This window comes from Flavobacterium sp. J49 (assembly GCF_011742145.1).
GTDB lineage: Bacteria > Bacteroidota > Bacteroidia > Flavobacteriales > Flavobacteriaceae > Flavobacterium.
Genome location: NZ_JAAQQU010000097.1, coordinates 15294 through 30114, shown reverse-complemented (window position 1 = coordinate 30114; position 14821 = coordinate 15294). Strand labels below are relative to the sequence as shown.

The 14821-nt window shown below is 37.5% G+C and carries 13 protein-coding genes; 5 read left to right on the top strand and 8 right to left on the bottom strand.

Annotation, left to right across the window (positions count from 1 at the left end; genetic code table 11):
• Positions 1–2369, bottom strand: a 2369-nt coding sequence (locus HA632_RS03095; RefSeq protein ID WP_176305755.1) for a lamin tail domain-containing protein, incomplete at its 3' end; no start/stop codon positions are given.
• Positions 2370–2484: 115 nt separating this feature from the next.
• Entirely contained in the window at positions 2485–3657 is a 1173-nt protein-coding gene (locus HA632_RS03090; RefSeq protein ID WP_176305754.1) for a proline dehydrogenase family protein, read from the bottom strand.
• A 90-nt stretch (positions 3658–3747) separates the two neighbouring features.
• Between HA632_RS03090 and aroB the strand changes: the two genes are divergently transcribed.
• The 5 genes from aroB to HA632_RS03065 all read left to right on the top strand — a co-directional run bounded on the left by aroB (position 3748) and on the right by HA632_RS03065 (position 8026).
• Positions 3748–4815 carry a 3-dehydroquinate synthase gene (gene aroB / locus HA632_RS03085; protein ID WP_176305753.1) on the top strand — a complete coding sequence of 356 codons (1068 nt, stop codon included), beginning with the start codon at positions 3748–3750 and terminating at the stop codon, positions 4813–4815.
• 57 nt (positions 4816–4872) lie between these two features.
• Positions 4873–5052 carry a hypothetical protein gene (locus HA632_RS03080; RefSeq protein ID WP_176305752.1) on the top strand — a complete coding sequence of 60 codons (180 nt, stop codon included), beginning with the start codon at positions 4873–4875 and terminating at the stop codon, positions 5050–5052.
• Between the two features lie 55 nt (positions 5053–5107).
• Positions 5108–6508, top strand: a complete 1401-nt coding sequence (locus HA632_RS03075) for an arginine decarboxylase (RefSeq protein ID WP_176305751.1) — start codon at positions 5108–5110, stop codon at positions 6506–6508.
• Between the two features lie 109 nt (positions 6509–6617).
• Positions 6618–7592: a deoxyhypusine synthase family protein gene (locus tag HA632_RS03070; protein ID WP_176305750.1), complete on the top strand. Its 975-nt coding sequence runs from the start codon at positions 6618–6620 to the stop codon at positions 7590–7592.
• Between the two features lie 11 nt (positions 7593–7603).
• The gene (locus tag HA632_RS03065) at positions 7604–8026 is read left to right on the top strand and encodes a DNA primase (RefSeq protein ID WP_176305749.1); all 423 of its coding nucleotides are present in this window, start codon (positions 7604–7606) and stop codon (positions 8024–8026) included.
• Positions 8027–8122: 96 nt separating this feature from the next.
• Here the strand turns inward: HA632_RS03065 and HA632_RS03060 are convergent, their stop codons facing one another.
• The 6 genes from HA632_RS03060 to HA632_RS03035 form a co-directional block, all read right to left on the bottom strand.
• Positions 8123–8641: a DinB family protein gene (locus HA632_RS03060; protein ID WP_176305748.1), complete on the bottom strand. Its 519-nt coding sequence runs from the start codon at positions 8639–8641 to the stop codon at positions 8123–8125.
• Between the two features lie 29 nt (positions 8642–8670).
• Positions 8671–11256 (bottom strand): phosphoenolpyruvate carboxylase, encoded by a 2586-nt coding sequence (locus tag HA632_RS03055; RefSeq protein ID WP_176305747.1) that lies wholly within the window; start codon positions 11254–11256, stop codon positions 8671–8673.
• A 78-nt stretch (positions 11257–11334) separates the two neighbouring features.
• Positions 11335–11817 (bottom strand): Lrp/AsnC family transcriptional regulator, encoded by a 483-nt coding sequence (locus HA632_RS03050; RefSeq protein WP_121313528.1) that lies wholly within the window; start codon positions 11815–11817, stop codon positions 11335–11337.
• A gap of 74 nt (positions 11818–11891) precedes the next feature.
• Positions 11892–13034 carry a M14 metallopeptidase family protein gene (locus HA632_RS03045; protein ID WP_176305746.1) on the bottom strand — a complete coding sequence of 381 codons (1143 nt, stop codon included), beginning with the start codon at positions 13032–13034 and terminating at the stop codon, positions 11892–11894.
• Positions 13035–13141: 107 nt separating this feature from the next.
• Entirely contained in the window at positions 13142–14158 is a 1017-nt protein-coding gene (locus tag HA632_RS03040; protein WP_176305745.1) for a hypothetical protein, read from the bottom strand.
• A gap of 63 nt (positions 14159–14221) precedes the next feature.
• Positions 14222–14773 (bottom strand): 1-acyl-sn-glycerol-3-phosphate acyltransferase, encoded by a 552-nt coding sequence (locus HA632_RS03035; protein WP_176305744.1) that lies wholly within the window; start codon positions 14771–14773, stop codon positions 14222–14224.
• Positions 14774–14821: the final 48 nt, after the last annotated feature.

Sequence of the window (14821 nt, the reverse complement as noted above, 5' to 3'; positions counted from 1 at the left end):
GGAGAACATACTGCTGTCGGATTGGTAATGCTTAAAACCGGTGCGGGATTTATGGTTACCGTTACCGGCTCAATGTCAAAACAAGAACCAACTGTACTTTTGATGTAATAAGTTCCGCTAGTAGTCACTGCTGTTGGAGTAGTCAATGCAATAGTAGCTGCTGCATCAGTCCAATAAGTCAAAGTGCCGCCTCCTGTACTGCCTGCTGTTACTGCCGGTAAGGTTAAATTCACTGTTGCAGGAGAACATACTGCTGCAGGATTGGTAATGCTTAAAACCGGTGCGGGATTTATGGTTACCGTTACCGGCTCAATGTCAAAACAAGAACCCGCAGTACTTTTGATGTAGTAAGTTCCGCTGGTAGCAACGGCCGTTGGTGTTGTCAATGCGATAGTAGCCGCTGCATCAGTCCAATAGGTCAAAGTGCCGCCTCCCGTACTACCGGCGGTTACTGCCGGTAATGTCAAATTCACTGTTGCAGGAGAACAAGCCACCGGAGGATTGGTAATATTTAAAACCGGTGCATTGACAACAATAGTCATTGTAGTACTTGTACCACACTCACCCGGGTCAACCGGAGTAAAAGTATAAGTTGTAGTAGCAGTATTATTCAAAGCCGGAGCCCATGTTCCAACTACTCCATTCAAAGAAGTAGTAGGCAATGGAGATAATGTATTACCGGCACAAATCGGTGCCACCTGTGTAAATGTTGGTGTTACAGGTGTAATACAATCCGGATAACAGGTTAATGTCATTGGCGCCGTACAGACACCATTCCAAGCTATGGTTAATGTTACCGCTTGCCCTTGGGCAACGCCGGTCACAAAGTAACTGGAAGGTGAAAAAGGAACAGTACCACTGACCGGAGTACCACCATCAATGGTGTAAGTAAAATCAAAACTATGTTGACCAATACTGTTGAAGTCAAATCCAACCTGCGAATCGTATGTATTTGCTGCATCACAAAAAATATTTGAAGGAGAAGATGGTGCAACAGCAAGAGGATCAATGATAACTTCGATAGGAATAGAAACACAACCTGAAACTAAATCTCGGACTGTTGCATAATATGTTCCCGGTACAAGACCCGAAAATGTTGGACTTGATTGATAATTTACTCCGTTTATACTGTATTCATAATTAGTCGCCGCATAAGTGTAAGAACCTATGTTGGTATAATCTTGTGGGTCTATTGCTGTCCAATCGTTGGGATTCCAAGTCATGCTTGGATGTGGAGCAGTGGCTAATCTTCTGTAGGTATAACCTGTTTGACCAAGAGGGGTAAAAACCACACCATTTGACCCCCATAAATCAAATTCAACATCTGCACTGGTGGCCAAGCGAACCGTATCATCTATATTAAAACCTGCACATGGACTCACAACCAAATTTGGCACAACGCCACCCTGATTAGTAACACTTCCTAAGGCAACTACATAGACAGCATTGTTATTTAATGTTCCGGAGAGCTGTATATCACAATTTGGAGAAATAAATGTATTCCCATTATTGTAAACCTTCAATTTATAATTGGCTAAATTCTTAGGCGATCCGGTTCCGTTAAAAATTTCAATATATGATAAAGCACCTGAACTTTCATCAGTAACTTCAGAAATAAATAAATTCGATGGTATTGGTAAAGGTCCTGTATTTAAAGGGCTGGCAAAAACAATTGTCCCGGAATTTACAGCACAAGTCGGTTGTGTGACTGTAACTGTTGGTAAAGGACAAGTGGAAGAAGCCGTCAACCACATATCATCTATAGCAAAATCATTACCTACAAAATCTGTATTGTTGTTATACAATTCGATATTAACACAAGCATTGGTAGCCGTAAAAGTATAAACGACTTGTACCCAACCGTTGTTAGTTGGCGGAGCGGTTGTAGAACCTAAAACTAAAGCTACGCTATTGGCATTGTTGAATTGCACTCCAATATTGGCCAATGTTCCTCCATTGGCATTTGTAAAAATAGAACGAATCCAATAAGAAAAAGTATAGTTGGTCCCAACAGTCAAACCGCAAACTCCACCTCCACCGGTTCCTGCTCTCCAAAATCGCTGCTGTCCTCCTATGTTGGTGCCGTCAATAATCATCATTCTCCCGGTTCCTGTAGTATGGTCACCGGTTGAAAGGAAAGAAACTGTGTTCACCGGTTGCGGATTGTTATTGATGGTCCAATCACCGGCATTGGTTGTACCTGCATACGGTGGTCCAATATAATTATAAGGTGCTCCACCTCCTTGGTAACCAACATTCAAACCACCTTGAAAATTTCCATTAGTCAACAGATTTTGAGAAAATCCTTGGACTGAAAATAATGCAATTGTGGTGAATAAAATATATTTAGAAAAAGTAATTATCTTCATCTGTAACGTTTTAAAGTAGATTTAAATTAGGGTAACTGTCGTCAAACAACAATCAAATATATTGATTTTTAATCTTTTAATAAAAAAACCTCACGCTAATGAGGTGTTTTTTTTTCTATTTTTCAATCTTTCTTCGGTCTCTTTCCGTCTTTAATAAATTCAGTTCTCTACTGGTCTGACCGGCAACGGAAGTATTCTCTTCCGCTCTTCTGATTAAATAAGGCATCACATCTCGAACGGGTCCAAATGGCAAATATTTAGCCACATTATAACCATGCTCGGCCAAATTATAACTGATATTGTCACTCATGCCGTATAACTGTCCGAACCAAATGCGGTTGTCATTTTTCAAAACGCCTTTAGCTTCCATCAATTCAATCAACTTGTAAGAGCTTAACTCATTGTGCGTTCCGGCAAAGATGGCCATTCTGTCTAAATGCTCCATCATATAAACCACAGTAGTATCATAATTAATATCGGTAGCTTCTTTGCTGGCGCAAATAGGTGTTGGATAACCTTTTTCTTCTGCTCGTTTGTTTTCTTTTTCCATATAAGCACCGCGAACTAATTTCATTCCGATGTAAAATCCTTCTGCTTTGGCTTGCTCGTGTAATTGTTTTAAATAGTCCAATCGGTCATGTCGGTACAATTGCAAAGTATTGAAAACAATAGCTTTGTCTTTATTGTATTTGCGCATCATGTTAGTAACAACATCATCCGCAGCATCTTGCATCCAACTCTCTTCTCCGTCAATCAACAAGGCAACATCTTTTTCATGAGCGGCTTTACAAACCAAGTCAAAACGTTCTACTACTCTATCCCACTCCTTTTGTTCTTCAACAGTCAAAGGTTGCTTTTCTCCTATTTTTTCATACAAATAAAAACGCCCGAATCCTGTTGGCTTAAAAACGGCAAACGGAATAGCGGCTCTTTCTTTAGCAAATTCAATGGTTTTTAAAGTCATTTCTAAAGCGGCATCAAATTGCGCTTCTTCTTCTTTTCCTTCAACCGAATAATCCAACACCGAGGAAACTCCTTTAGTAAACATTTTATCTACCACGGTCAAACAGTCATCTTCCGTTGTTCCGCCACAAAAATGATCAAAAACCGTAGCTCTGATTAATCCTTCTACGGGCAAATGGGCTTTTAAAGCAAAATTGGTTACCGCAGTTCCTATGCGAACCAACGGTTCACTGTCAATCATTTTGAATAAAAAATAAGCTCTGTCTAATTCGGTATCTGTTTTGAGGGCGAACGCCACTTTAGTATTGTTGAAAATTTTTTCCATGGTATTGTATTAATGCCACAAATATAAATAGTCTAAGGCGATTATATATCAATTTTTACCTTATTTTTGGGGCACAATTTTGACAAAAAAATGCAGACCATACAAGCCAACGGTTACCCGGTTTTATTCGGAGAAAAAGAATACGAAACCCTGAATAGTTTCATTGCAAAAAACAACTATTCCAACTTGTTCATTTTAGTGGACAGTCACACCAACGAATTGTGCTTATTGCGCTTTTTGTCTTTTTTGGCTACGGATAAAACTATTGAAATCATCGAAATAGAATCAGGTGAAGCCGAAAAAAACATCACTACTTGTGTTGAAATTTGGAATATCTTGACCGAATTGGGTGCCGACAGAAAAACATTGCTTATCAATATTGGAGGCGGTGTAATAACTGATATTGGAGGATTTGTTGCTTCCACTTTCAAAAGAGGAATTGATTTTGTCAATATTCCCACCACATTATTGGCCATGGTTGACGCCTCTATCGGAGGAAAAAATGGGGTGGATTTAGGCAATTTAAAAAACCAAATCGGAGTCATAAATGTGCCGAAAACAGTTTTAATCGACACAGAATTCTTGGTTACTTTACCTCAAAAAGAAATGCGTTCCGGTTTGGCCGAAATGCTCAAACACGGATTGATTTTTGACGCGGCTTATTGGGCACAATTCAAAGATTTGAGCCAAACAGATTTTGCCGATTTTGACGGTTTAATTCACCGTTCAATCGAAATTAAAAACGAAATCGTAATGCAAGATCCTACCGAAAACGGCATTCGAAAAGCATTGAATTTCGGACACACTTTAGGCCACGCCATCGAAAGCTATTTTCTTGAAAACGAAAACAAGAAAACGTTATTACACGGTGAGGCCATTGCCGTTGGAATGGTATTAGAAAGTTATATTTCTTGGCAAAAAGGACTGCTTTCAGAAGCAGAATACCGAGAAATCAAAAAGACCATCAAGTCTGTTTTTGACACCGTTGTTTTTGAGGAAAATGACCTCCAACCCATCCTTGATTTATTGATTCACGACAAAAAAAATGAGTACGGCAAAATCCAATTTGCATTGCTTGAGGGTATTGGTAAAATTAAAATCAATCAAGAAGTTGATAATGAACTAATTACTAAATCTTTTGAAGATTATAAAAACTAACATTTTTTTCACACTAATAGTTGCATTTCGAAAATATTATTTTTTACATTTGCCCTAATGAAAAAAAGTGCCAACACTACTAATTACAGTATTTACAGTCAAGAAATTACAAATCATTTCTTAGCTTTTACTTCTCCTTTTTTAAGACAAAAAAGTGATCCTACTGCATTGTGTTCGCCTATTACCTTTTTATTCCAAGAAAAATTACCGATTATTTATGCTAACATTAGGGTTTGAATGGCAGATTACTTTGTTTTAAAAAATAAATTAATCTAATAATTCTGTATCCTAAATGAACACTAAATATTTCGACTTAATTAACCAAACTTTCTACTTTCCGCAAGAAGAATTCACGCTCAACAAAGACACCCTTCAGTTTCACAATATCGATTTGATGAAATTGGTGGAGCAATACGGCACGCCGTTGAAGTTCACCTACTTGCCTGCTATTTCCAACAATATCAACAAAGCCAAAGGTTGGTTTAGAAAGTCGATGGAAAAAAACAAGTACGAAGCCAAATATTACTATTGCTATTGTACCAAAAGCTCTCACTTCAAGTTTATCATGAACGAAGCTTTTAAAAACAACATTCACATCGAAACTTCTTCTGCTTATGATATCAACATTGTAGAAAAATTGATGGAGGAAGGCAAAATCAACAAAAACACTTATGTGGTTTGTAACGGTTTCAAACGCGATGAATATGTAGATAACATTGCCCGTTTGATGAACAATGGCCACAACAAGACCATACCGGTAATTGACAACTATGAAGAGTTGGATTTATTACAGGAAAAAATCAAAGGCAAGTTCAAAATTGGTATCCGAATTGCCGCTGAAGAAGAACCTAAATTTGAGTTTTATACTTCCCGTTTGGGCATTGGTTACAAAGATATTGTGCCTTTCTACAGAAAACAAATCCAGGAAAACAAACAAGTAGAGCTGAAAATGCTTCACTTTTTCATCAATACCGGAATTCGCGACACAGCCTATTATTGGAACGAATTGTTGAAATGTATGAAAGTGTACATCAACTTGAAAAAAGAATGTCCGACTTTAGACAGTTTGAATATCGGTGGCGGTTTCCCAATCAAAAACTCATTGGCATTTGAATACGATTACCAATACATGATTGATGAGATTTTAAACCAAATTAAAATCTCTTGTGACGAAGCCGAAATTGATGTGCCACACATTTTTACTGAGTTCGGTTCGTTTACCGTAGGTGAATCAGGTGGCGCGATTTATCAGGTTTTGTACCAAAAGAAACAAAATGACCGTGAAAACTGGAACATGATTGACTCGTCATTCATCACCACATTACCCGATACTTGGGCAATTAACAAACGCTTCGTAATGCTGGCCGTAAACCGTTGGAATGACACCTACGAACGCGTACTTTTAGGCGGAATGACATGTGACAGCGATGATTATTACAACTCTGAGCAACACATGAACGCTGTTTATTTGCCAAAATACAACAAGGAAAAGCCACTGTACATCGGATTCTTCAACACCGGTGCGTATCAGGAAACCATTGGTGGTTTTGGTGGATTGCACCACTGTTTGATTCCGCAGCCCAAACACATTTTGATTGACCGAGACGAGAATGGTATTTTGGCCACAGAGGTTTTCTCGGAGCAACAAAGTTCTGATGATGTCCTTAAAATATTAGGCTACGACACAAAATAGTTCGAAAAAAGCAGTTTTATATTTATAATAATTTTTAAAAAAAGTGTTTGCTGTCAGAGAAAAAAAGTTTTTCTTTGACGAGTAAACTACAAACAACAAACAAACAACAATGAGTAAAGGACCAATCAGTCAGTTTATAGAAAAAAACTACCTTCACTTTAACGCTGCGGCCTTAGTTGACGCTGCCAAAGGGTATGAAGAACACTTACTTGACAACGGAAAAATGATGATTACTTTGGCCGGTGCCATGAGTACAGCCGAGTTAGGAAAATCGTTAGCCGAAATGATCCGTCAAGACAAAGTGCATATTATTTCTTGTACTGGTGCCAATTTGGAAGAAGACATCATGAATTTGGTAGCCCACAATTCTTATAAAAGAGTACCAAATTACCGTGATTTATCCCCGCAAGAAGAATGGGATTTATTAGAAAACCACTACAACAGAGTAACGGATACTTGTATCCCGGAAGAAGAAGCTTTTAGAAGATTACAATCCCATTTGTATGACATTTGGCACAATGCCGATTCAAAAGGAGAACGTTATTTTCCTCATGAGTTTATGTACCAAATGATTAATTCAGGTGTTTTAAAACAATACTACGAAATTGACCCGAAAGATTCTTGGATGGTGGCAGCTGCCGAGAAAAACTTACCCATAGTAGTTCCGGGTTGGGAAGACAGTACAATGGGGAACATTTTTGCTTCTTATTGTATCAAAGGCACATTCAAACCTACTACCATGAAAAGCGGCATCGAATACATGATGTGGTTGGCCGATTGGTATCCGAAAAATTCCTCAGGAAGAGGTGTTGGTTTCTTCCAGATTGGCGGTGGAATTGCCGGAGATTTTCCAATTTGTGTGGTACCAATGTTATACCAAGACATGGAAATGCATGACGTTCCATTTTGGAGTTATTTTTGCCAAATTTCAGATTCTACTACAAGTTACGGCTCCTATTCAGGTGCTGTCCCAAATGAGAAAATCACTTGGGGAAAACTTGACATTCATACCCCCAAATTTATTATTGAATCGGATGCTACCATTGTAGCACCCTTAATTTTTGCTTACTTACTGGATTTATAAAAGTTTTTTTTATGAGAAGAATTATTGTAGACTATGCTAAACTAACCGGAGACATACTAAATTTATTAGTAGAAAAATTTCCGGAAGGATATGACGACACCGACATTATTCGTTTCAGAAATGCTCAAAACGAGTTGATTGAAGCGGTTGAAGTGCGAACCGAAGACACTATTTACTTGGTTAAAGTAAGTACCAAACTAGCCAGCCGTATGGAAAAATACGATGAAGAAGACGATATCGATTCTGTAATTGAACCCATCGAACCTATTAAAGGATTGGATGATGATGACGATATGCCTTCTGAAGAAGATGACGATGTTGAAATTGACCCATTAAAAGACAAAGGCGGTTCTGACGATGACGACGATGACGATGTTGATGACGATGATTTTGCTGATTCAGACAATTTTGACGACGACGACGATGAAGAATAAAATAAAGTACTAAGTTTTATTTTCATAGTACAAAAAAATCCCAAATTCAAATATGAGTTTGGGATTTTTTATTGAAGCTAATTTTAAACTTTGCACTTATAAATATCTTTCCTGAAACACCCGTTGGTGGTGATTTTGATGCCCAATAATCGTAAACCCTAAAGCTCGTACCGACATTGGATTGTTGGAAGCAATCCCTTTTCGCAACATTTGTTCTTCTGAGAATGATTTAAACAAAGCTAAAGTTGATTGTCTTACGACCAACATTTCGCTCAATAAATCCTGAATACTTCTGCTGTTGGCATGGGCTTCATCAACATAAGTGTTTTCGTCAAAACTAGCCAAAGGCGTTTGGTCATTTCGGGCGAAACGCAAAGCTCGGTAGGCAAAAATTCGTTCGGCATCAATAAGATGCAATAAAATATCTTTAATCGTCCATTTGCCTTCAGCATAGCGGTAATCAAATTTATCCATTGGAATGTTTTGAACAAATTTCACCAAGCGATGAACCGAAATTTCCAGTTCTTCTGCCAAGTTGTATTCTTCGGTTACATTATCGATATACGTTCCGTAATAAGCGGCGTATTCGTCGGTGTTTAGTTGTGATTTTTTCATGATGATTTCTGTTTATATTATTAAATGATTTAGGCAGAATTCCGACTAGCATTAGTATTCCCAAACAAAGAACGGGTAACCAATTTTTCATAAGTGGTCACCAGCTTTTCATCAAATGTTGCTTGCTTTTTCAACGCATTAATTTGTGACGAAGCATATTGTTGTATCGTCAATAACGGCAACACAATCTGTTCACGCATAGCGATTGAAGCTTTGCCATCGGGATAGTTTTGCATTAGTTCGGTATGACCGGCGATTTTTAACAGTAAGCGTTTGGTTTCTTGAAATTCGTCGAAAATGATTTGCCAAAAAGCCCCAAATTCAGCATCATTCTTCATATAAGCCGTCAAGGCAAAATTACTTTTAGCCAAAGACATCATCGTGTTTTCCAATAAAGTTCTGAAGAACAAAGAGTTGTTGTATAAATTTTGTACTTCTTGCCAACGGTTAGTGTCTTCAAAATGTTTCAGTGCAGTACCAACCCCAAAAAAACCGGGAACGTTTTGTTTCAATTGGCTCCACGAACTCACAAAAGGTATCGCTCGCAAATCGGCGAAGTTCAATTTATCATCGGTATTTCGTTTGGAAGGTCGGCTGCCAATGTTAGCTTTGGAATAATATTTCAGCGTACTCATTTGTTCCAAATAAGGAATAAACTTCGGATGGTTTTTAAAGTCGATGTATTTTTGGTAACCCAATTCCGCCAAAGAATCTATAATCGCTTTTTCAGATTCAGTCAAATTGTTTTCGTCTTTGTTAAAAATCTGATTCGCGACTCCGGCACTCAAGAGGTTTTCTAAATTGTAGCGACAAGAATCCAATGTTCCGAAATTAGAACTAATTGTTTGGCCTTGCACCGTAACTTGTATCGCTTGGTTTTCGATGGTTGAACCCAAAGAAGCATAAAACTTATTGGTTTTGCCACCACCACGCGCCGGCGGACCGCCTCGACCATCGAAGAAAATAACCTTGATTCCGTATTCGCGGGAGATTTTGGTAATCATTTCTTTGGCTTTGAAAATACTCCAATTGGCCATCAAATAGCCACCGTCTTTCGTTCCGTCAGAGAAGCCTAACATCACCGTTTGCTTGTCTTTTCGCTCTTTCAAATGATTTCTGTAGATTGGATTTCGGTACAATTGCTCCATAATTGCATGGGCTTGTTGCAAATCATCAACCGATTCAAACAACGGAATAATATCTACTGTCGGATTTTCCCAATCTAACAATCGGAACATCGCAAAGGTTTCCATCACGTTTAAGGCACTTTCATTATTGCTGATGATGTAACGGTTGCATCCTTTTTCGCCATTATCGTTTTGGATTTCCCGCATTAGTTTTATGGTGTCTAATGTAGAACGTGTCAACTCGCTTTCAAAGTAATGATGATTCAAGTCAAATTTCAATTGGGAAACTATCTCAATTTTTTCTGCCTCAGACATGGTCTCAAAATCATCCGGAAAATACAGTTCTTTTTCTTTCTTCAGTAAAGCCACAATATCATCAAAAACCTGATTGTGAATTTTACTGTTTTGGCGAATATCTAACGAAGCAAAATGAAACCCGAATTGATTGATTTTTTGCAACAACAAATTGATTTCATCCAAATACAGCGATTGGTGATTTTCAATGATAATTTGCTTGATGATATTAAGCTCATTCTTTAATTCCTCCAAAGTAATAAAGACTTCGCCTTGTGAATAAAATACTGACCGATAAAGCCTGAATTCGAGACTTGCTATGATTTTATCGACTTCATTGAATGTCAATTTTCGCCTTAAAATCCGAATGTCGAAATAGTAACATTTCAGAATAGAAGTTCTCAAGCGCTTGGCCACATTCTCAGTGATTTCGGGTGTTACAAATGGATTTCCATCTCTATCGCCACCAGGCCAAAAACCTAAATTGATGATTGGATTCTCAATGATATTGCCTTCAAAAATGTTCTTTTGCAAATATTGCATCATCTCGCCTATCGTTTGGTAAAACACATTTTCGAGATACCAAATTAAGCTAACGGCTTCGTCAAAAGGCGTTGGTTTTTCCTTTTTGATAAAAGGTGTTTTCCCGAGTTGTGCCAATAATTGCTTGATTTTTATCAAATCATTTACGCGAACGGCTTCGGTCAAATCGGTGATAATGCCGAGAACCGATCCCGGATAAAACTGCGTTGGATGCGCGGTTAAAACCGTACGAACATTGAAAGTCTCCAAGAAATCGATTAGTTCTTTGCGCTTGTCTTTGGCTTCGGTTTTTTCTTTAATATCGCGTAATGAACCACGACCTTCCAAATTATTGACAATGGGAAAAGCCGCATCTTCTATAGCATCAAACAATACAATTTGGCGTTCGACATACTGAATAAAGCGAAACATCAAGTCGATTTTTTGGGCTTCGGAAGCCTTATCTAAATACTTATCGGCAAAGAAATCAACAATCTGTTTGGGTGACCAATTGTGTTTAAAACCATTGTCGCAAACTTCGGAAAACAAAGGCAACAAAACACCGGTATTGTCAATGGCATCAAATGGCAACGTGATAAACACACTGTTGTAAATGTGGTACTTTGACAATACATTTTGGTTGAAACGCTCAATTTTAGGTAAGATGTACATGGCGCTGGAATTTTGGCTTAAATTAATAAAAAAACCCCAAGCTTTCACTTGAGGTCTTAAATATATTTTTGAATTTGACTAGTCTAATTCTTGGAAGATGGTATGCATCAAACGTTTTTTGTCATTGATACTTTCTTCTAGTGAAATCATGGTTTCAGTTCTGTAAACCCCTTCGATATCATCAATCATAAAAATTACATCCTTAGCATGTTTGGTGTCCTTGGCTCTGATTTTACAGAAGATGTTGAATTTACCGGTAGTTACGTGAGCAACGGTTACATAAGGTATTTCGTTGATTCTTTCTAAAACGAATTTAGTTTGCGAGGTGTTGTTCAGGAATACTCCAACATAAGCGATGAAAGAATACCCTAATTTTTCATAATCCAAAGACAATGAAGAACCCATAATGATTCCTGAATCTTCCATTTTTTTCACTCTAACGTGAACGGTTCCGGCAGAAATCAACAATTTTTTGGCGATATCCGTAAATGGAATTCTGGTGTTGTCAATCAACATATCCAAGATTTGGTGGTCTACTTCATCTAAGCGAAACTTACTCATAAAACTATCTATTTTGTTTATTTAAAAATCTACGACAAAAAAAATACATTTTTTTTAATAAAAAAAGTTAAATGCTAGTTTTTTATCAAACCATTAACGATTTTTATATTCTTTCCTAAATAAAAATCAGCTTTTTGTTCAATATTCGGAAAATTAGTCAAATTATCAAGGTATATTTCGCCTTGCGCATCAATTACTTGATGACCAAAATAACTTTCCAAATGATCTATTTGAGCAATTCTTGCCTCAAAAGTGACTTTCTCTTTATTCAGAACTTCTTTGTATTGTGCTGCAAAATTGATAATTTTTTCTTTACCATCATAATTTATTTTAACATTTTTATAAACAAAATCATAAAAAACGACTTTATTTTGCGGAATTTTTAAATAATCATCGTTTTTATTGTCAACTACATCGTTTTCGTGTAAATATTGAATTCCAGACAATAAGGCTGTAAAAATGTATTTTCGCGTTTCTTCTCGCTCATAATCTCCCGGAAAATGTCCGGCTTCAAATAAAATTGTCGGTACTTCTAAAAACTGAAACGTATCACCCACACAATTAATGTTAAAAGAATCGTCAAAACGACCAACCTGATTGGGAATCAATTGCTGTAAAACATCATTCATGGTCGCGATAACACTCATGGCTTTAGTGCGGACATCATTAATGTCTCTGTTCTCATTATAAGCCGGAGCCAAAAAAGAAACTGTCGCAGGATTGCCCGAATCCGCTACGCCAAAAATGGTTCGCTGGTCGTGAAGATTGTAGCAGTAATCAGGTTGAAATGCTTCAAAAACTTGTCGCAAGACTTTACTTTCCGGTTGGGTTAAATTCTGAGCATCGCGGTTTAAATCGACTAGATTGGCGTTTTCGCGGGTGTATAATTCAGCCCCATCAGGATTTAGCATGGGCAACAAACAAAAAGTAAAAGCATTTAAAAGGACTTCACTTTCTTTAGTATCGGAATGAAGAAAATTGATTAAATCGAATAAAGCTTTGGTTGTCGTGCCTTCATTGCCGTGCATTTGCGACCACATAAAGATTTTAGTTTTACCGGAACCTAATACAAGTTGGTAAATAGGTTTTCCCAAAACAGAATGTCCAACAATAGTCGTTGGATGTTTTGCTAGTAGCGGTTCAATATGTTTTAATGTAATATATCTTCCGAAAAGACTTTCGGCTTTGTATTGCTGTTGTAGGAGTAAATAATTCATGGGTCAAATTTAGGCAAAAAGAAAACTCCAAATTCAACCCCATAAAAAAACCTTCGATACTTGAGTACCAAAGGTTTTCTAACCAAATTATATAAGCAAATTACTAATTATTCTCTGAAAAGATAAACGCTGCTTACGCCCGGTTCAGCTCGAGAGCTTGTCGGTACAGCATTTACATTTGAATTAGGCAAATCAAAAGTCAGCACTTTACCGCCTCCGTTTAATCTTTCGGCCACGAAAATGGTTTTGGTAAAATTATCATAAGCCACATCTACCGGATTTCCTAAAGAAGTAGCCGAACCGTAAATTCTGATTTGTTTCTTCATCGAAATCGTTCCCATGTTTGGCGTAGCTGCAAATAGTTCGGTAAATCCTTTCAGCACAATCACACCACCATCTGAATCTGAAGTGGCTAAACCAACGTCTGTCAGCACCATGGTGTTGCTTCTTTTAGAATAAGTAATTCCGTGTGTTCTTACCAAACCTTCAATGGTTACAGTTTTGGTCGGTAAAATAGCACCGTCGGCATTGGCAAAGAAATTATCAAACGACAACAAATCTCCGGTTAAATCGGCGACTGCGTACAAAGTGTTCCCTTCTAAATGAATTCCCCATGTTTTGAAATTTACCGTGTAACTGTTTAGTAATGTAAAACCGCTAGCTGTTTTTTGGTAAACGATTAACTTATTAGTATTGTTATTGGCAGCGCTTTGGTCTTGCGTCACCACTACTTTATCCCCGGAAACTGCAATTTCTCTGGCGTTGGTAAAATCAGATGTGCTGTTGTAACTTAAGGGTAAAGTAACCGCATTAGCAGCCACAGCATCATAAACCGCACCATAAGATTCTACTCTATTGTTGCTTCGGGAAGCCAAAATAAGCTCATCACTACCATCAAAATAGTAAACCCCATCAGCATCAACAGAAGCTACTGAAAAGCTGTAGGTTGCAGGCATGGATTCGTTTAAATCAGTAATAGAAACTTTTCCGGTTGTGTTACTGGTAGTAAAAAGAGTGAATTCTTTGTTTGCTGAACGTTCTTGTTTCATTGCATTGTTTGCATCGTCTGAACATGACACCATCACAGCAGACAATAAGGCTAGGGTAAAAATTGTTTTTTTCATTGTAAATAGTTTTTTTGTTGATTATTGACTTAAACTACGTACGAGAAAAAAAATAGTTTGGTTTTAAATTTGGAATTGTCTTTCGGGAAATTTACCCTGAGCGCCTTTAAAATGGGGTAAAATTAATTTCATATCTTCTTCATAATTTCCAGAAAGTGATACCGGCTGTCCGATTCTGACTTCTTTTTTGGAGTAATCAAAAGCGATTGGAATTATAGGAACATTGGCTTTGTAGGCTATGTAATAGAATCCCGTTCTGAGTTGGGTTACTTTTTTTCGTGTTCCTTCGGGTGCAATTGCCATTCGGAAAACTGCTCTGGAATTGAAGACTTCAACCGTAGCATCAACGTTGTTTTTTCCGCCACTTCGGTCTAACGGCGCGCCACCAATACTTCTGAAATAATAACCGAAAGGAAAAGTAAATAACTCTTTCTTGCCCACAAAATTCATTTCGAGACCAATAATACCTCGGCTGAACAAACCGATAAAGAAGTCAAAATTACACGTATGCGGCATGACCATCATAACACATTTCTTGACATTGGCATCTATGCTTCCGGTAATTTTCCAACCCATCAATCGAAAAAAAATAAATTGGTAAAGTTGCTTTTTCATGGCCTTTATTTTTCGTAAATTTAACATTAATCTCTTATTTTTGAGAAA